At 61.5% G+C, this 18,992-nt stretch carries 12 protein-coding genes; 11 read left to right on the top strand and 1 reads right to left on the bottom strand.

The annotated features are described in order from the left end of the window. Position 1: 1 nt before the first annotated feature. From DW233_RS05725 to DW233_RS05685, 9 genes are all read left to right on the top strand, one after another. Complete coding sequence (locus DW233_RS05725) at positions 2–580, top strand: UbiX family flavin prenyltransferase (protein WP_055252424.1); 579 nt, start codon at positions 2–4, stop codon at positions 578–580. 91 nt (positions 581–671) lie between these two features. After that, complete coding sequence (locus tag DW233_RS05720) at positions 672–1,541, top strand: MerR family transcriptional regulator (protein ID WP_118267181.1); 870 nt, start codon at positions 672–674, stop codon at positions 1,539–1,541. 195 nt (positions 1,542–1,736) lie between these two features. Continuing rightward, the gene (locus DW233_RS05715) at positions 1,737–2,606 is read left to right on the top strand and encodes a hypothetical protein (protein ID WP_117786765.1); all 870 of its coding nucleotides are present in this window, start codon (positions 1,737–1,739) and stop codon (positions 2,604–2,606) included. 79 nt (positions 2,607–2,685) lie between these two features. Next, positions 2,686–3,579 (top strand): aldose 1-epimerase family protein, encoded by an 894-nt coding sequence (locus DW233_RS05710; RefSeq protein ID WP_118267180.1) that lies wholly within the window; start codon positions 2,686–2,688, stop codon positions 3,577–3,579. A gap of 280 nt (positions 3,580–3,859) precedes the next feature. Next, positions 3,860–4,786, top strand: coding sequence for a transporter substrate-binding domain-containing protein (locus tag DW233_RS05705; RefSeq protein ID WP_118267178.1), 927 nt, complete (start codon positions 3,860–3,862; stop codon positions 4,784–4,786). Between the two features lie 9 nt (positions 4,787–4,795). Further along, a complete protein-coding gene (locus tag DW233_RS05700; protein WP_118267177.1) occupies positions 4,796–5,944 on the top strand; it encodes an amino acid ABC transporter permease in 1,149 nt (382 codons plus the stop codon). Positions 5,945–5,966: 22 nt separating this feature from the next. Then, positions 5,967–6,752, top strand: coding sequence for an amino acid ABC transporter ATP-binding protein (locus DW233_RS05695; RefSeq protein ID WP_117786762.1), 786 nt, complete (start codon positions 5,967–5,969; stop codon positions 6,750–6,752). Positions 6,753–6,824: 72 nt separating this feature from the next. Then, positions 6,825–8,252: a M20/M25/M40 family metallo-hydrolase gene (locus tag DW233_RS05690; RefSeq protein ID WP_118267175.1), complete on the top strand. Its 1,428-nt coding sequence runs from the start codon at positions 6,825–6,827 to the stop codon at positions 8,250–8,252. Positions 8,253–8,547: 295 nt separating this feature from the next. Then, positions 8,548–15,282 (top strand): Spy0128 family protein, encoded by a 6,735-nt coding sequence (locus DW233_RS05685; protein ID WP_158567812.1) that lies wholly within the window; start codon positions 8,548–8,550, stop codon positions 15,280–15,282. A gap of 81 nt (positions 15,283–15,363) precedes the next feature. On the opposite strand, the gene DW233_RS10230 is transcribed toward DW233_RS05685, so the two are convergent. Next, entirely contained in the window at positions 15,364–15,522 is a 159-nt protein-coding gene (locus DW233_RS10230) for a hypothetical protein (protein WP_158567811.1), read from the bottom strand. Between the two features lie 508 nt (positions 15,523–16,030). Here DW233_RS10230 and prfA point away from each other — a divergent pair. Both prfA and DW233_RS05670 read left to right on the top strand, forming a co-directional pair. Next, positions 16,031–17,098 (top strand): peptide chain release factor 1, encoded by a 1,068-nt coding sequence (prfA, locus tag DW233_RS05675; protein WP_118267169.1) that lies wholly within the window; start codon positions 16,031–16,033, stop codon positions 17,096–17,098. A 589-nt stretch (positions 17,099–17,687) separates the two neighbouring features. Then, on the top strand, positions 17,688–18,962 hold the full coding sequence (locus DW233_RS05670) for a HemK/PrmC family methyltransferase (RefSeq protein WP_118267168.1): 1,275 nt from the start codon (positions 17,688–17,690) through the stop codon (positions 18,960–18,962). The last annotated feature ends 30 nt before the right edge of the window (positions 18,963–18,992 follow it).

The raw sequence follows: 18,992 nt of genomic DNA, 5'->3' as shown, positions 1-18,992 counted from the left end.
CATGCCTGAGTCTTCTGTCCGTCCCCGTCGCATTGTCGTTGGCGTGTCTGGCGCCAGCGGTGCCGCGCTGGGCCTTGAGTGCCTCAAATGCCTGCGTCAGGCCGGTGCCGAGTCGGCGCTTGTCGTCACGCGCGGGGGAGAGATCACCATCGAGCAGGAGCTCGGCATGACGCTCGACGAGTTTGCCACGCATGCCGATGTGGTCTACGACAACAAGAACATCGGCGCCGCCATCGCAAGCGGCACCTATCCGGTCGACGGCATGATCGTGGCCCCGTGCTCCATGAAGACGCTCGCCGGCATCGCGAGCGGCTACAGCGACAATCTGTTGCTGCGTGCGGCCGACGTGCAGATGAAAGAGCAGCGCCGCCTGGTGCTCATGGTGCGCGAGACGCCCTTCAGCGCCATTCATGTCGACAACATGGCGCGCCTGGCGCGCGTACCGGGCGTCATGCTCATGCCGCCCATGCTCACGTTTTACAACGGCCCCGCCACGCTCGATGACGCGGTGCATCACATCGCCGCCAAGGCGCTCGAGGCCGTCGGCGTGTCATGTGCAAACTATAAGCGCTGGTCATAGGCGTCTTTAGGGTAGGATACGAGGAGTGTTTGAGCCCGCTGCCCCTGTGGGCGGCGGGCTTTTCGCGTCAAAGGATGTGTCGGGAGGATCTATGCAGACGGGCATGTATGCGATTAGCGAGATGGCGAGCTTGTTCAATGTTTCGCGCCAAACGCTCATCTACTACGACAAGATCGGTCTGTTTAAGCCCGCCGTGGTGAACGAAAAGGGCTACCGTTTCTATTCGCCCACGCAGATCCCGCTCATGCGTCTGATCTGCATGCTGCGCGACCTAGGGCTCGAACTCGACGAGAATGACCGCCTGACCTCGACGTTCGACATTGGCGAGATGACCGATCACCTGCGCTCGCGGGTGCAAGCGCTCGATGAACAGATCGCCGGCCTCAAAGCCGAGCGCGCGAGCGTGCAGGAGCGCCTGAACTTTTACGACGAGGCGGTTTACTGGCGCGAGCGCGAGGGCAGGCCGGAGCTCAAGCAGTTTGAGCGTCGCTACGTGGTCTTTGAGGAGTTTCCAGGCGATATCGAGCGCGGCCGCTCGATGCTTCACCCCACGCTCATGCGGGCCATCCTGCGCATGCGTGCGTTGACGGGCACGCGCCCTATGCGCGGCTGGGGTGCCATGCTGCGTCGTGAGGCGCTGCATTCCGACGACCCTATCGCCGGCGCGGGCTCCTTTGCCGTGCTGCCGCGCGGTGCCGAGGAACTGCTGCCGAGCGATCCCGCCGAGCTGGCAGAGATCGGCATCGAAGTGCTGCCCGAGGGCACATACCTGTGCATGAGCCGCTGGGGTATGCCGTACGAGCCCGAGGGCATCCGCGCCATCGTTGCCTGCATGGACGAGCACGCGCTCCAGCCCGTTGGCAACGCTTTCGACTTTTGCTACCTCGATACCACGAGCTACGACGAGTCCCACCAAGAGGACTTTTGCTGCATCCAAATCCCTGTTACCCTCCAGATGTGACAAAGGGACAGTCCCTTTGTCACATTCGTGGTGTGGCTGCTGCCCAAACCGTCACAACATTTGATGAAAATCTCGAAAACGAGGAAAAGCGTCGAATGTTGTGACGCTTTTCCTGTCTGTGCCGGCGAGCTCCCGTGCCATCTGGGGGTATAAGGCTGGCAAGTGTTTATTTGCGAGGCTTAAGGGGCGCCCCGTATGGATATCGATAACTTTGAATGGTGGTATAGCGAGGGCGAGGCTCCGGACGAGGAGTGGGACGAGCCCGCGCCGCGTGACGTGTCGAGCGACGAGGACGAGGCCGGCAACGATGCTGCTGTCGAGCCTGACGCCGCCTCCGATGCCGCCGAGCCCCTGACCTTTGAGCAGGCTTGGGCCCAAGCCGAGGCCGATGAAGCTAAGGTCGATGCCACGGCCACACTCGGTGAGCCGGCGGACATGTCCATCTCGCCGGCCAAGATCCCGCAGCCGCGCCATAACATCGACCCCGGCAGTACGGCATCCTTCAGCATTCTCGACGTGCCCTCGCAGGGTGCCCAAGCACCCGCGCCCACACGTCGCCCCGACCTGGCTCGCGAGGAGGACGCGGGCCGTCGCTCTCCGCTCGGCCCCATCCTCATCGCCTTCATGGCCGGCGTTATCGCATGCTCGGTAATTGGAAACGTCTGGAGCCATGTTGAACAACAACGAAAAGACGCCGCCAAGGTCGAGATGTCCGTCGAACAATCGCTCAGCCGCACGCGCTCGGTGCATGTATCGGTCGAGGTCAAGGACGGCGCGACGTGGGACACCGCGCGCGGCGACAGCCAGATGCTCGTCCATATCGTGGGTCGCACGCTCAAGGGGCAAGCGATCGACGAGTACCAATACGTCAATTCCGAAGGTGACGGCATCGAGCTCAAGCCCGGCGACTACGAGCTCACGGTCGATGAGCCGCCCGTCGCCACCGACGGCACGCGTTACCGTGCCTCAAAGCGCATGGTTCCGGTGAGTTTTAATTCACAGGCGCCCGATACGGTCGATAGCACGCCGCAGGGCGGGTTTGACCTTTACGCTATTGCTCAATAACTGCACCTGTCGCTCAACCCCGCCGCCAAGAGTGGGACAATAGCCCTCGACACCGTTGTTTACTATTGGAGGAAGTAGCATGTCCACCGTCACTACCATCAAGCGCGGCGGCCTCACCGCGGCCATCGATTCCATGGGCGCCCAGCTCACGAGCCTTGCCCTCAACGGCAACGAGTATCTGTGGCAGGGCGACCCGGCCTTTTGGGGCAAGCACGCGCCCATTCTGTTCCCCATCGTGGGATCGCTGCGCAACAACATGGCGACATCTGCGGCCGGCACCTGCGAGATGCCGCGCCATGGACTCGCTCGCATCGTCGAGCACAAGTTGGTCGAGGTTTCGGAGGACGGCTCCTCGGTAACGTACGAGATCACTGACACGCCCGAGTCGCTCAAGGCGTTCCCGTTCCACTTTAAGCTCAACATGACCTATGCCCTGACTGGTGACGCCACGCTTACCCAGACCTTTGCCGTCACCAATACCGGCGACGTGGACCTGCCGTTCTCGGTGGGCGGCCACCCCGCATTTAACGTGCCCGCCCCCGGTGCCGAGGACGAGGCATTCGAGGATTACGAGCTGGCGTTTACCGAGGCTTGGACTAACGAGGCCCCCATCATCACGCCCGACGGTCTTATGACGTTCGAGGGTAGCTACAAGGCTCCCGATAACTCGGACGTGCTGCCCATCACGCACCGCAGCTTCGATAACGATGCCATCATGTTCACCGATGTCCCGGGTTCCACGCTCACGCTGCGCGGTCGCAAGTCGGGCCATGGCGTCAAGATCGACTTTGAGGGCTTTAAGTACATCGGCGTGTGGTCTGCCGCCAACGACGCTCCGTTTGTGGCGCTCGAGCCTTGGACCGGCCACACTACCATGGACACCGAGGACGACGTCTTTGAGCACAAGGTCAACGCCATTACGCTGGCGCCAGGCGCTACCGACACCCGTTCCTTTAGCGTCACCCTGCTCTAGAGGTTCCGCCGTTCTAACGAACGGCGGACCGGTCGACGCTGCGCGCCACCCAGAGCGACAATTTGTCATTCAAAAGGCACGGCATGACCAGAAGGTCTATGCCGTGCCTTTTTCATGCCAACTTGTTCGCTCTGGGCGGCGCTCGCTGGCATTGCCAAAACATCGACGTTCCCAATGACTACCGCGTGTCTATTAATTTTTCGAGCTTGTGCTGCGCTGCTGGTCGCTGGCGTATATCCTGTTAAGTCGTCAGCATACAATTCAACAGGGAAGGCAGATTATGCATTCTCCCCATCAACGCGACGCGCATCCGCAGCCGATATGCAGCCGTCGCATCTTTTTGGGTAGCGCTCTCGCTGCGAGCGCTTCTGTCGTCGCCGGCGCACTTGCCGGTTGCCAGCGCCCCTCCACACTGGAAGTAGTTCAGCCCACGACAGGCGGCGGTCGCGACGACCTGTCCGATTCTGTGATCGGCAAGGATAAGATCCGCATTGGCATGGAGGCGGCCTACGCCCCGTACAACTGGCAGGTTTCCGAGGCCAGCGAGTTCACGATCCCCATCGATAACGTGCAGGGAGCCTACGCCGATGGCTACGACGTGCAGATCGCCAAGATCGTCTGCAAGGCTCTCGGCGGCGAGCCCGTTGCCGTCAAGCAGAGCTTCTCGGGCCTTATCGACTCGCTCAACAACGGCCAGATTGACCTCATCATCGCCGGCATGAGCGCCACGCCCGAGCGCGAGGAGTCCGTCGGCTTTTCCGACCCGTACTTCATTGGCTACTTTGGCCTGTTCGTAAAAGAGGGCTCGCCCTACCAAAACGCCACCAAGCTCAGCGACTTCAGCGGTGCCACGGTGCTCGGCCAAAAGGACACCATGCTCGATACCGTCATCGACGAGATTCCGGGCGTTGTGCACAAGAACCCGGTCGATTCGGTCCCCACGGTGTTCTCGAATCTGCTGCAGGGCACGTGCGACGCCGTGACCTACAACACTGAGAACGAAAAGGGCTATATGGCCCAAAATCCCGGTATCGTCCCCATCCACTTTGCCGAGGGCGAGGGCTTTAAGCAGGAGGTCACGGCGAATGTCGGTTGCCGCAAGGGATCGGACAAACTGCTTAAGCTCATCGACAAGACACTCAAGGGCATCAGCCAGGAGGAGCGCGACCAGATGTGGGACGCGTGCCTCGACCGTCAGCCGGCATAGGGAGGCAGCATGAAAGGCATCAATCGTCTGGCCTCCTTTATCAAGGCCGACCACCGTTATGTGTACCTGGGCACGAGCGTTATCGCGGCGCTCGGCTTGGCATTTAGCCAGCGCAACCCCACGCCGCTGAGCTTTTTGGCGCCCACCGGCATCTTCCAGGATTGCCTTTGGGCGATTCTTTGGGCCTGGATCGTCGTGTCGGCGGCAGCGCTCGTCACCAAGGTTATGCACTGGAACGACTATCGCGAAACGTCGCCGTTTGCATCCGAGCGTTGCCGTCGCGGCGCGCGCCTGGGCAGCTATGTCGTGGTTGCCATCGCGGCGATCTTCTTTATCGACCGCTGCGTCATGTCGTTTGTCGACCTGGTGCAGGTGAGCATTGTCTCGGACTCCAATCCCAGCGACTTTCTGTCGAGCTTGGTCTACATGACCTACAAAAGCGGCGACTTCTTTATCCGCGGTATCGAGATCACCATCGCGCTTGCCACCTTCGGCACGGTCGTCGCCTTCTTCTTGGCGCTGCTCTTTGTGTTCTTGCGCACCCAGACCTTCGATCGCGTCGACAACGACCTGGTGCGCTTCTTTAAGAGCATTGGCCGAGGCTTTGCGACCGTCTATTCCACCGTCGTGCGCGGCACGCCCATGATGGTCCAGGGCCTGCTCATCTATTACGCGGGCTTCACCGTTTTGCGCGGCATGGGCTTCGAGACCGCCCAGGCCAACCAGATCTGGAGTACCTTCACCGCCGGCCTGGTCACCATCTCGCTCAACTCCACCGCCTACATGATGGAGGTCCTGCGCGGCGGCATCGAGTCCATCGATCCCGGCCAGGCCGAGGCAGCGCGCTCGCTGGGCCTGTCGCAGTGGCAGGCTATGCGCAAGGTCGTGTTCCCTCAGGGTATTAAAAACGCGATCCCGGCGCTCACCAACGAGCTCATCATCAACATCAAGGACTCGTCGGTGCTCTCGGTCATCGGCGTGTTCGACCTCATGTACGCCACCACCACCGTCGCCGGCGTGTACTACCGCCAGATGGAGGTCTACTGCGTGGCGCTCGTGGTCTATCTGATCCTGACGCTCGTGGCGAGCCGCCTGCTCGAGGCCTTTGGCAAAAAGCTCGGCGCCGAGGCTCCGGCCACGCTGCCCAGCTCTAACTAGGCTTAAGACGAGGAGAATCATCATGGCAGATACCGCCACTACCGGCACTGCGGCAGCCGTGCAAAACCAAGAGCCGCTTATCCGCGTCGAGGGCCTGCGCAAGAGCTTTGGCTCACTCGAGGTACTCAAGGGCATCGACCTGTCCGTCAATCCCGGTGAGGTTGTCACCATCATCGGCGCCTCGGGCTCGGGCAAATCGACCTTCCTGCGCTGCCTCAACCTGCTCGAGACCCCGGACGCGGGCCACATCTGGTTCCACGGCCAGGACCTCACGGCCGAGCGCTGCAACATCAACAAATTGCGCGAGGACATCGGCATGGTGTTCCAGGGCTTTAACCTGTTCAACAACATGGATGTGCTCGACAACTGCACGCTCGCGCCCGTCACGCTCAAAAAGATGAGCAAGGCCGAGGCCGAGAAGGTCGCGATGGAGCATCTGACGAGCGTGGGACTCGAAAAGTTCGCGCACGCCGCCGTTGGTCGCCTGTCCGGTGGTCAAAAACAGCGTGTGGCCATCGCTCGTGCCCTATGTATGAATCCGCAGATCATGCTGTTCGACGAGCCGACCTCAGCGCTCGACCCCGAGATCGTGGGCGAGGTGCTCGAGGTCATGCGCAAGCTCGCCGCCGACGGCATGACCATGGTCGTCGTCACGCATGAGATGGCCTTTGCCCGAACCGTGTCCGACCGCGTGGTCTTTATGGACAAGGGCGTGGTGCTCGAGGATGCCGCGCCGGCCGAGCTCTTCGGCAACCCCAAACACCAGCGCACTCGTGAGTTCCTCTCTCGCTATCTCGAGGACAAATAACCGACCGCAAACGCTTACGTTGCAGGGCCGCTCCCGTGGGGCGGCCTTTGTCGTCACAATCGAAAGGATGTCATGGCCGAGGTTTGGCGCTTCTTTGCGCATGAGGACGATTTTGCCGATATAGACGAGGCCGGCGCGTGCGAGCGCTTGGGCCGCGTGCTGTCGTTTCCGACCATTTCGAGCATGGATGCCGAGGCGGTGGATTGGCAGCCCTTCGACGACCTGCGCGCGTATATGCAGCAGGCCTGGCCGCACGTATTTGCGGCGGGCGAGGTCGAGCTTGTCGGCCATTCGCTGTTGGTGACGCTTGGCGGTTCCGACTCCGCCCTCAAACCCGTCATGCTCATGGGTCACATGGACGTGGTCCCCGTGGTGCCGGGTACCGAGGCCGACTGGACGCACGCCCCCTTTAGCGGACAGGTGGACGACACCTACATTTGGGGTCGCGGCGCTATCGACATGAAGGATCAGGTCGCAGGCATTCTCGAGGCGGTTGAGTATGCGCTGGCGCACGGTTGGGAGCACAAGCGTTCGCTGTTGCTCGCCTTTGGTCAGGACGAGGAGACGACGCAGTACGGCGCAGGCGCCATCGGCCGCGTGCTCGAGGAGCGCGGTGTTGAGCTCGAGTTCCTGATCGACGAGGGTGACTACCGTATTGTTTCGGCTGCCGAGTACAACGCGGGCGAGGGTTGGCTCATGCACGCCGACCTGGCTGAGAAGGGTTATGCCGACATTGTGCTCAAGACAAAGAGCGCGGGTGGGCATTCTTCCAACCCCTACGGCGGCACGTCGCTCGAGGTGTTGAGCCGTGCCATCACCGCAATCTGCGATATCGAGTGGCCGACGCGCGTCACGGACCTGCTTGCCGCACAGCTCGTCGAGCTGGAGCTCTACACGGCCGACGAGATTGCTTCCAACAAGGACGCCATCGTGCGCGAGTGCCTCGCCAGCAAGAAGCTCTATCCGCTCGTGACCACCACCTGCGCGCCCACGCAGATCGAGGGCGGCAGCACCGGCGCCAACGTGATGCCGCAGGATATGTGGGCCAATATCAATTTCCGTATGCTCGAGGGCACGAGCGTGGCCGACGTTGTGGCGCGCTGCCGTGAGGCGGTTGCCGGGGCGGACCTTGCCGGTCGTGTCGAAGTGGAGCTGGGCCTCGGCAGCTCCGAACCCTCGCCGTCCCCGCGCATCGGTGGTCCCGGCCTCGAGGCGGTTCGCTCCATCGCCGCCCGCTATTTCCGCGATCCAAAGGGGGCGGACGAAAACGGATCGAGCGCGGCGGACGAGGGCCCCGTCCGCATTGTGCCCTCAACCGTGATCGGCGCGACCGACGCTGCCAACTACCAGCACATTTGCTCCGAATGCATTCGTTTTTCGGCGTTTGTGGTCGACGATGACGAGTGCGACCGCGGCGTCCACGGCACCAACGAGCGCATCACCCGCCGCGCCTACCTCCAGGGTGTTCGCTTCCTCATCGCCCTGCTTCAAACGCTCTAGAATGTGATAAAGGGACTGAGCCGATTTCATCGGTAATGAGACAAAAACTGTCATAGAATAAGACTAAGATATCTTAAGAGACATATGCTGGGGTTGGTATTCCTTGAACGACTGCGGGCATGTGCCAGACTGCCTCGGCCCCCGGGGAGCACCCGGGCAGGTCGCCGTGTGACTGGGGAGGAAATTATGCAGGAGCTCAGAGAGACGACGTCTCGACTCGTGAATAATGCTACCGGGGGGGTGTCTAAGCAGGGAACTTCCTGGTGAACACCGGCCGCGCGAGCGGTGGTCCGTCATGTCTTATGGCCGTCGTCGTGGGCTGCGCCCGGTCTCGCCATATGTGATTGTTTTGGCCCTCGCCGTCGCGCTGACGGCGAGTTTCTTCCTGCCGACTCGTGCGGAAGCGGCGTTTTCGGACCACACGGTTACGACGATTTCGCCTTCGGGGACAACAATCAACCTGTTTGATTACTGGGTGAATCCCGATAACCATCTGTCGGTTTCCGGCAACGGCGGCGTCAACGCAAACCACCGGTTCCAGTTTAACGACGGCCAGGGTGGTGAGTCGCTCAACCATTGGACGGGCAACATGAGCCCGCAGCCCGGCATTGTCAACAACACGCTTTTAGACGGCTATCCGCAGCTTTCCAAAACCTGGGGCGGCGAGTCCCTCTGCTACCTGTTCGATTCCTCTGCCCAGATCGGCAAGACGTCCCATTTTGGCGTGACGGGCCTCCTCAAGGTTCAGAACGGCTACTACGTCTATGACAGCTCCAAAAACTACGCAGCCTACAACGCTGACAAGAATGCCTTCGACATCTATGACACCTGGGGCATTGACAAAGTGGGCGATTCGTCCCACCAGGGTCAGTTCTTCCCGTTCGACGCGGCAGACAAGGTGCTCAAAGAGGAAAACGGCCTGCTCGTCCAAACCGGCATCAAGGCAGACAACACCGGTGATTCGCGCTACAACGACGGCCACCCCGTCAACCACCACTTCGGCCTCTCAATGTCCACGCGATTCGTGCAGCCTGCTGGCGGCAAGGCGAACGCGGGCGACGACATGGTGTTCGAGTTCGCCGGCGATGATGACGTCTGGGTGTTCATCGACGATGTCCTCGTGGGTGATATCGGCGGTATTCACAACCGCGCGAGTCTGAGCATCAACTTTTGTACGGGCGACATTAAGGTGAACGGTAATAACGACGGCACACTGAAGAACAAGTACCAGAATGCGAATAAGGACATTTCGGGCTTCAACAGCAACACCTTCGCCGACGGCACCAACCACACCCTCAAGTTCTTCTACCTGGAGCGCGGCGCCACCGACTCCAACATGGAGCTCAAGTTCAACCTCGTGACGGTGCCCGAGTCCGACATCATCAAGTTCGACCAGGACGGCAAGTTCGTACAGGGTGCCGAGTTCAAGCTCTATAAGACCGACAAGGACTTCAAGACCGTGGGCGAGCTCATCGGCTCCGGTACCACGGACGAGGCCGGCCACCTAACGCTCACGAACGACGTGGACAACGGCGTCATCAACTTCGACGATCTCTACAACAAGGATCACGACAACAACAAGTACTACCTCCTGAAGGAGACGCGCGTACCCGGGGGATACCGCTCGAGTCTCGCGGCGACGGGTGGTAGCATGCAGCTCGAGTACGTGCCCGCGAGCGCTGAGAACGGCGCGGGCGGCGTCATCATCAACCGCGGCGGTATGGACGCGGGCAGCGTCGTGTGGAAGACCGGTGCGTTCGCCGCCGCGAAGGAGACCATCACCGCGCCGTCGACCGTGTACAAGGCAAATAATGACCTGACGAAGTCCGACAAGACCGTCAATCTGGACTCCGGCATACTGTTCGCTGTGGTGCTCAAGCGCGACAAAAGCGCAGGCACAGGTATCAAAGATCCGAGCAATTGGTACGCCGTGCCGGGCGACCCATCGACGGGAGCGGGATACACCCTCGCCAAGGAGCCGGGCATGACCGGTGCTATCGAGGCGGCGAAGAAGGACCTGCACGCCTTCACGCTCAACACAAGCGGCCAGTACCAGGTAGAGATTCAAAATCTGCCCGGTGACATCTCCAAGTACTACTACCTGCTGAGCGGTGATGCCCGCAAGGATGCCGAGTACACGGTGGCCATCTACCACACAACGGCGAGCTCGATCGGCGACGCGACGCCTAAGAACACAGTCCACGTGTACAGCGACGACATCGCAGACGGCACGAACTTCAAGCGGCAGTTCGCCACGCGCCTGCTCGTCACGAACATCCAGAATCGCCTGTTCGTGCAGAAGACCGATACCGAGGGTAAGCCCGTTGACGGGGCGAAGTTCGGCCTTTACAAGTCCACCCAGGTGACTACGGATGCGAACGGCAAGGCCGTGCTCGATGGCGACCAGGCCCCCTACGACACCCTGACGACGAGGTCGGTCGCCAACCCGGTCAAGCTCGAAGGGGCGGGCGTATTCCCGTCTACGAGCGACAGTAGCGAGCCGCTCGTGAAGGGTACCTACTTCCTGAAGGAGGTCTCGGCGCCCAATGGCTTCCTGCTTAATGACAGGCTCATCAAGGTGATTGTGGACGATTACGGCGTCCACGCCGATGCTGGTACAGTTGATGACGGCGTTTCGACGTTCGTGGGCGTGGGCTCGCTCATGAAGAGCCTGGGCCAGTTTGGCGCAGAGGGCGACATTGACAACACGCTCACGTGGATCAAGGGCCAGCGCCAGACGTCCGACGGGACGCTCGACGGCAACGGCAACCTTTCCTGGAACAATGACGCCAAGGGCGGCGAGAATGAGGTACATCTTAAGTACGGCGCCAATGGACGTGTCTACCAGTATGGGCCCACCAAGAAGGACGAACCTTACCGCCTGGAGACCGAGACGGGCTGGATACGTATGGGCATCACGCAGGACGTGTCTGGTGACACTAATGCGAAGGGCGCCCGCGCCGACCTGGGCGACATGAATCTGAACGCCCTGTTTACGGGCGCCACCTGCGTGCGCGTGGCGAACGAACGCGAGGCGAGCCTCGAGGTGATGAAGAAGGTCATGGTGCCAGCGGGCCTGACGGGAAAACCGGACGCGGGGTTCACCTTCAAGTTCACCGTGCCCACGACGGCGGGGAAGACGTACAAGGCCGCGGTGTTTGAGAACGCGGGGACCGCAAGCGAGAAGCAGGTCGGCAAAATGTTCGACCTCGAGAACGGCCGCGAGCAGACCATCACGGCCGACCAGACGATCCGCGTGTACGGTCTCGCCGAGGGTGACCAGTACGCGGTGCAGGAGCTGACCGGCGCAGACAAGATGCCCGCGGGCTATAAGCTGACCGGCCGCAAGCAGGGTGACAAGAATCTGACTGAAGAAGGCGATAGCATCTCGGGCAGGATTGCCCCGCAGAATTCCGACGGCACGGTGGCCAAAGACAACAAGCTGGTGTTCACCAACAGCTACAGCGTGAAGTCTTCGGTGACGCTCACAGGCATCAAGGCGAAGAAGAAGTTCACCGGCCGTGAGTGGACTAGCGCCGACAGCTTCGAGCTTTGCCTGCGCGCCGCCGATGGAACGCCGATGCCTGATGGTGCCACGGCAGCGCCCGTGGCCGGCATGAAGCAGGTCGAGAAGACCGTTACGAGCGCCGAAGAATTTAGCTTCGGAGAGATTAAGTATGAGAAGCCTGGCAAGTACACCTACTACATTGCCGAGACTACGCCCGCCAAGAGCGATCCCAGTTGGCTGGGCGGTGTCAGCTACTCCAGCGCCGAATACAAAGTGACCGTAACGGTGAAGGATGACGGCAAGGGAAATCTGACCGAGCCAGTCGTCAAAATGGAGCAGATCTATAAGGATGATGGCACCGCCACATCTCAGGTGATCGACGATCAGATTGCGGTGATCACGAACACGTACCGCCCGAAGGAGACCTCGGTAACGCTCAAGGCGACGAAGCGCTTCACGGGCGGTGAGCTCGCGGGGAGTGACTTCACGTTCCAGCTGCTCGACAAGGACGGCAGCGTGGTCCAGACTGTCCAAAACGAGAAGGACGGCAAGGTCGCCTTTGCAGCCATCGACTACGCTACGCCGGGCGACCACGACTACACCATCAAGGAGGTGAAGGGCGCCGACTCGACCGTCGTCTACGACGCGCAGGGCGTGAAGGTCCACGTCAAGGTCACCGACGAAAAGGGCGAGCTGAAGGCGACCGTCACCTACGACGGTGAGAAGGCCGTGCCGACCTTCACCAACACGAAGCCGACGGCGGACGTCACCGTTGAGGCCACGAAAGTTCTCGCGGGCAAGGACCTGACGGCCGATGCGTTCACCTTCGGCTTGTACGACCAGGACGGCAATGAGGACGCTCGCGGCACCAACGATAAGAATGGCAAGGTCAAGCTGACCGTCAAGGGCCTGAACCTGGGCGAGTACGACTACACGCTCAAGGAGGAGAAGGCCGGCCAGTCCGTCGACGGCGTGGCCTACGACGCCAAGGAAGTCAAGGTCCACGTCAAGGTAGAGCAGAACCAGGACGACAACAACAAGACGAAGGTGACCGTCACCTATGACGGTACCGCTACGGCTCCCACCTTCAACAACACCTACACCGCAAAGGGATCCGTGGAGCTGACGGCGACCAAGACCATCAAGGTTGCGGACGGCTTCGATCACACGACGAAGCCTGCGGACGGCGAGTTCACCTTCGACCTGAAGGACGCTGCCGGCAACGTGATCGCCACCGCGAAGAACGATGCAAACGGCAAGGTCTGCTTCACGCGCGAGTTCCAGCTCTCCGACTTGGACGGCGCCGCGAGCAAGGACTTCACCTACACCATCGTGGAGCAGCCGGGCGCGGAGCCGGGCATGGTCTATGACAATCATGCCCTCACCTATACGGTGACGGTCACAGACGGCGGGAACGGAGCACTGAATGCGAAGGCGATCGTGACGAGCGCATCCGGCTCGGATACCTTCACCAACACCTACCAGCCGGCCGCGACCGGTCTGGCCCTCGGTGCGCAGAAGAGCTATGTGAAGAAGGACGACAACACGCCGATCGTCCCCAAGGACGGCGAGTTCACCTTCGATGTGTACGAGGGCAAAATGACTGCTGAGCAGCTTGCCGGGGCCAAGCCCGTCCGGACCGCGACCAACGGCGCGGACGGAAGTGTTAACTTCGACGCCTTCTCCTACGCGAAGCCGGGCACGTACGAGTACACTATCGTGGAGCGGAAGGGTGATCTGGCCTACGTGACCTACGACGACGCGGTGCATCATGCCGTGGTGACGGTTGTGGACAATGCCGGCACGCTGCAGGCGAGCGTCGCCTACGACGGCGCGGACGCCACGAAGCCCACCTTCACCAACACCTACAAGGCGAAGGCGACGAACTCCGGCGCGATCGCCCTCACCAAGAGCGTTGACGTGCACGACGGCAGCTATCGGCTAAAGGCGGGAGACTTCGCCTTCGAGCTGGTGGGGTCTGACGGTACGGTGCTCCAGACCCAGAAGAACGACGCCAAGGGCAAGGTTTACTTTAACGAGCTGACCTTCGACCATGCGGGCACCTTTCCCTTCACGGTCCGTGAGGTGCAGCCGACGGACGGCGCGCCGGGCGTGCCGGGCGTGACCTACACCGGCAAGACGTACACCCTGACCTACATGGTGAAGGACAACAACGACGGCAAGCTGGTGGTAGAGAGCTCTACGGTGAAACCGAGCGAGGGCACCGAGAACGGCGTCACCCCCAATACCATGACGTTTGCGAACAGCTACCAGCCGGGTCAGACCTCCTACCAGATCTCTGGCACCAAGGTGCTTGAGAATGCCGACCCGGCCACCACGCGGACGCCCGCCGATGGCGAGTTCACATTCGCGCTGATTGACGTGGCCACCGGGCAGGAGATCGACCGGACCACGAACGTGGGTAAAGCGTTTACCTTCAAGGCCATCTCGTACACCGCAACTGGTTCGCATGCGTACCAGGTGAAGGAGGTTGCGGGCCAAGATGGCACCATCACTTACAGCGATGCGGTGCTGGACGTAACGGTGAACGTGACCGATGACGGCAGCGGCCAGCTGACCGCGACGGCGAACAAGACGGCTGCGGATCTGACCTTCACCAACACCTACACGCCGACGGCAACGACGGCGACGATTACCGGAACGAAGGCTCTGACCGGCCGCGACCTGGCCGAGGGTGAGTTCTTCTTCGACCTGAAGGACGCCGACGGTAACGTGGTGCAGACGGTGCAGAACGGCGCCGACGGCACGTTCGGCTTCGCGCCGCTGCAGCTGGACAAGGTGGGGGCGTACGTCTACACCGTGTCCGAGCGGGCAGGGGCGACGGCGAACGGCGTCACCTACGACACGACGGTCTTTACCGCGACGGTGACGGTGACGGAGAATGCGGAGACGCACGCGCTGGAGGCGCAGGTTGCCTACAGCAAGGGCGGCAAGGCTGCGGATGCGGTGGCGTTCAGCAACAGTTACGCGCCGGCCGCGACTGAGGTGAAGCTGGGGGCCTCCAAGGTGCTGAGCGGCGAGGACCTGAAGGAAGGGCAGTTCTCCTTCCAGCTGAAGGATGCCGACGGCAAGGTGCTGCAGACCGCAAAGAACGCGGCGGACGGCACGGTGGGCTTCGAGGCGATCTCGTACGACAAGCCCGGAACGTACGCCTACAGCATCTCCGAGGTGGACGACGGTCAGAAGAACGTGACGTACGACGCGGCCGAGCACCGGGTAACGGTGACGGTGACGGACGACGGTGCGGGCCATCTGGTGGCGACGGTAACCTATGACGGCGCCGTGGCGCCGGTGTTCAAGAACACGTACACGCCGCCGACCACCCCGCCGACGGAGCCGCCCACCAATCCGCCGAGCAAGTCACCGGTGCCGAAGGAGGAGAAGCCGGGTCTGCCGTATACGGGCGATACCAGCTTGTCGCCGATGGCCCTGGGTGGCATCGCGGGCGGCGCGGCGGTGCTGATCGCCGCAGGCGTTATCCTGCGGCGCCGGAACCGGTAGCTACGGCGGCCGAGAAGGGATTTGATTGAGGGCGGGTGGTCGCAGGGCGCGGCCGCTCGCCCTTTTTGGTGAAAGGCTATGTTAACCCGCCGTTTGCACGTCCGGCTCCAGATGGAACTCGTACTCCGGCTCCATCATCTTCTTCCGGATCTTTTCGTAGCGCCCGTCGTCGAGCTGCTCGCGCATGAGCGACGTCCTGTCCCCGACGCGTGCGGCCTCGCGCAGCCATCTGAACCACATCAGGCAGCTGTGGAGCCTGCGGGTCGATACGCCCTTGAACCTCTCGAGGAAGTGGCCGAGCGAACCCTGCGCTTCAGCATCCTCTGGACCGTGTCCCGCTCGTACCCGGTGAGCCTGCCGTGGGTCCTCGGGACCGCCCTCGCGGCGCCCTTCCCGCCCTTTCCGGACATGGCGTCCTCCGATCTCCCGGGGCCGGCCGATCCGGCCCTCAGGGTATCGGATTCCCAAATTTATCCGTATATGTGCGGATGAATGCGGGAGGCGTTCGGATGAAGTTGTATTCAAGGAAAGAGACTGACCCTTTGTCGCATTCCGTGCGGGTTATATGCAGGTATGCCTGCGCACGCTATCATGTATGGGTTAGACCGCAACTATGTACCCCATACGCGAAGGGATGCGCATGTATCTGAAGATCGACATGTTCTAGCCGGGCTTACCCCCGCAGTGGCGCCGCGTGCCCCATCAACTCTGCCGATTTTCACCTTCACGCATATAAAGGAGTCTCGCCATGCGCGACAAGCTCGAAAAGATTATCAAGGCCTACGAAGAGCTCGAGAAGAAGCTCTCCGACCCGGCCGTCGCCTCCGACATCAAGGAGTTCACGCGTCTCAACAAGGAGTACGCGCACCAGTCCGACCTCATCGCCGCCTCGCGTGAGTACATCAGCGCGCTCGATGACATCGAGGCCGCCAAGGAAATGCTCCACGATACTACCGATGCCGATGAGAAGGAGATGCTCCAGATGGACATCTCCGAAAACGAGGCCAAGCTTCCCCAGCTCGAGGAAGACATTAAGTACATGCTCATCCCGAGCGACCCCAACGACGACAAGAACACCATCGTCGAGATTCGCTCCGCCGCCGGTGGCGACGAGGCGGCCATCTTCGCCGGCGACCTGTACAAGATGTATCAGCGCTTTTGCGAGTCGCGTGGCTGGAAGACCACCGTGCTCGATTCCAGCCCCAGCGAGGCCGGCGGCTTTAAGTCCATCGAGTTCAAGGTCGAGGGCGACCGCGTCTACTCCGTCATGAAGTTCGAGTCCGGCGTACACCGTGTCCAGCGCGTTCCCAAGACCGAGTCCCAGGGCCGTATCCAGACCTCCACGGCAACCGTCGCCGTGCTTCCCGAGGCCGAGGAGATCGACGTCCAGATCAACCAGTCTGACCTGCGCATCGACACTTACTGCGCTTCGGGCCCTGGCGGTCAGTGCGTTAACACCACCTACTCCGCCGTGCGCATCACCCACCTGCCCACCAATACCGTGGTGCAGTCGCAGGAGCAGCGCTCCCAGATTCAGAATCGCGAGGTCTGCATGCAGATGCTGCGCGCCCGTCTGTACGAGATGGAACTCGAGAAGCAGCAGGCAGAGCTTGGTGCCGAGCGCCAGAGCCAGATCGGCCACGGCAACCGTTCCGAGAAGATCCGTACCTACAACCAGCCCCAGGACCGCGTGACCGATCACCGCATCGGTTTCAACTCCACCTACAATGGCGTCCTCCTGGGCGACCAGCTCGGCACCGTCATCGAGGCGCTCGCCGCCGCCGAGCGTGCCGAGAAGCTGGCACAGGCCGTTTAGGTTCCGCCGTTCTACCGAACGGCGGACCGGCCGACGCTGCGCGCCGCCCAGAGCGACAATTTGTCATTCAAAAGGCAAGGCATGACCAGAAGGTCTATGCCTTGCCTTTTTCATGCCAACTTGTTCGCTCTGGACGTCGCTCGCTGGCATTGCCAAAACATCGGCGTTTCCTTGGTTGTCAAATGATCCGTAGGGAGTCATTGGGCACATTGCTTTGAGATGTTATTCAATCGGTTCTGATGGCCTTTGAGCTGCTTGCCTGCTAAAAGCAATTAACGATATCTATCCGCTACCGAAAATAATGCTCAAAAAATCGTCCAAGAAGTCGCGGGGCGATTTTTGATGGGTCGCGCGTCAAGTGATTTGGCAAGTTCTTGGTTAGATATTGGTCAGTTTTGGGGCAACCTTGCCAAAAGCTTGACGGATGCAGATTTAGACGTCGACGAATGAACACTTCAGGTGGGCTCCAAGCAAAAATCTGGGCTGATTCTCGATAATCGCCTTCAATCGCCCCTTGCCAAGCGCTGGCCTCGCTTACAATCTGCTCCGACATTCGCGCGCCGTCCGGCGCTTAAGAGGGGAGGGCCCCATGGCAAACGAGATTTGGACCATCAAGCGTTGTCTCGAGTGGACCAAGGAGTACCTGGCCGAGCGCGGCGAGGAGCACCCCCGTCTTTCTGCCGAGTGGCTGCTGTGCGCCGCCACGGGCCTGGCGCGCATTGACCTATATATGCGTATGGACGAGACGCTTAACGCGGCCCAGCTCGAGACCATGCATGCGGCCGTTGTCCGCCGCGCTAAGGGCGAGCCGCTGCAATACATCACGGGCAGCACGCAGTTTCGCATGATCGACGTCGCGTGCGCCCCCGGTGTGCTCATTCCGCGCCCCGAGACCGAGATGCTCGTCGAGGAAGTCCTCAATTATCTGGATGCCGAGGTACTGAGCCCCGAGGCCGCTGCCCGTCAGCGTGTTGAGCTGCCTTGGAACGATGAGGTCGAGCAGGCACGCAAAGCCGAGGCCGCATTGGCCGACGAGCGAGCGACGGCCGAGCGCCGTGCCGCCAACCTCACAGCTGCCGACGAGGCGGCGCTAGGCGGCGATGTGCTGGGCAGTCGCGCTTATGCCGAGGAACTGGCCGATCGCGAGGCCGAGGAAGCCGCCGCGCAGGCGGCAGAAGCCGAAGCGGCAGAAGCAGAGGCCATGGAAACCCCCGAGCCCGAGCTCGACGAATACGGCATCGCCATTGAGGACAACGACCAACAGTCGACTCCCGCGCAAGATGCCGCCGAGGCCAACGTATCTGCCCCAGCCGAGCCCCGCACTGCCCGCGTTCTCGAGGTCGGCTGCGGCACGGGCTGCATTTCGCTCTCCCTTGCCTGGGAGCGCCGCGGCCACGTTACCTGCACTGCTACCGATATCGAGCCGCGCGCCATCGATCTGGCCACCAAAAACCGTGATGCGCTTGGCCTCACGTCCGACGAGGTCGCCTTCAGCCTCACAAACCTGGTGAGTTCCATTCCCCGCGAAGAGTGGGGCACCTTTGATGTGCTCGTCTCCAACCCACCTTACATCCCGACCGACGTCATGCGCTCGCTGCCGCATGAGGTCAAGGACTTTGAGCCCGATCTGGCGCTCGAGGGCGGTGCCGACGGTCTCGATATCTTCCGCCGCCTGCTCAACGCGGCGCCCTACATGCTGCGTGCCGGCGGCCTGTTTGCCTGCGAGCTCTACGAGGGCGCGCTCGACGCCGCGGCCGAGCTCTGTCGTCAAGCAGGCCTTTCGGACGTGCGTATCGTCCACGACCTCACCGATCGCCCCCGCATTGTCCGAGCCATCGTCACCGAGCCCAAGCAACGCCAGTAATATTTATTAACTGGTTAGCAAAAATTATAA

The organism is Collinsella sp. AM20-15AC, from assembly GCF_003471405.1.
Classification (GTDB): Bacteria; Actinomycetota; Coriobacteriia; order Coriobacteriales; family Coriobacteriaceae; genus Collinsella.
The sequence above is the reverse complement of the archived record's forward strand: the minus strand, read 5'-3'. Positions and strand labels throughout refer to the sequence as shown.

What these genes read in the sequence shown, in the direction of transcription:
- DW233_RS05705 (WP_118267178.1), top strand. Translation starts at nt 3,860, where the DNA reads ATGCATTCTCCCCATCAACGCGACGCGCATCCGCAGCCGATATGCAGC.
- DW233_RS05695 (WP_117786762.1), top strand. Translation starts at nt 5,967, where the DNA reads ATGGCAGATACCGCCACTACCGGCACTGCGGCAGCCGTGCAAAACCAA.
- DW233_RS10230 (WP_158567811.1), bottom strand. Translation starts at nt 15,522, where the DNA reads ATGTGGTTCAGATGGCTGCGCGAGGCCGCACGCGTCGGGGACAGGACG.
- DW233_RS05710 (WP_118267180.1), top strand. Translation starts at nt 2,686, where the DNA reads ATGTCCACCGTCACTACCATCAAGCGCGGCGGCCTCACCGCGGCCATC.
- DW233_RS05670 (WP_118267168.1), top strand. Translation starts at nt 17,688, where the DNA reads ATGGCAAACGAGATTTGGACCATCAAGCGTTGTCTCGAGTGGACCAAG.
- DW233_RS05720 (WP_118267181.1), top strand. Translation starts at nt 672, where the DNA reads ATGCAGACGGGCATGTATGCGATTAGCGAGATGGCGAGCTTGTTCAAT.
- DW233_RS05715 (WP_117786765.1), top strand. Translation starts at nt 1,737, where the DNA reads ATGGATATCGATAACTTTGAATGGTGGTATAGCGAGGGCGAGGCTCCG.
- prfA (WP_118267169.1), top strand. Translation starts at nt 16,031, where the DNA reads ATGCGCGACAAGCTCGAAAAGATTATCAAGGCCTACGAAGAGCTCGAG.
- DW233_RS05690 (WP_118267175.1), top strand. Translation starts at nt 6,825, where the DNA reads ATGGCCGAGGTTTGGCGCTTCTTTGCGCATGAGGACGATTTTGCCGAT.
- DW233_RS05725 (WP_055252424.1), top strand. Translation starts at nt 2, where the DNA reads ATGCCTGAGTCTTCTGTCCGTCCCCGTCGCATTGTCGTTGGCGTGTCT.
- DW233_RS05700 (WP_118267177.1), top strand. Translation starts at nt 4,796, where the DNA reads ATGAAAGGCATCAATCGTCTGGCCTCCTTTATCAAGGCCGACCACCGT.
- DW233_RS05685 (WP_158567812.1), top strand. Translation starts at nt 8,548, where the DNA reads ATGTCTTATGGCCGTCGTCGTGGGCTGCGCCCGGTCTCGCCATATGTG.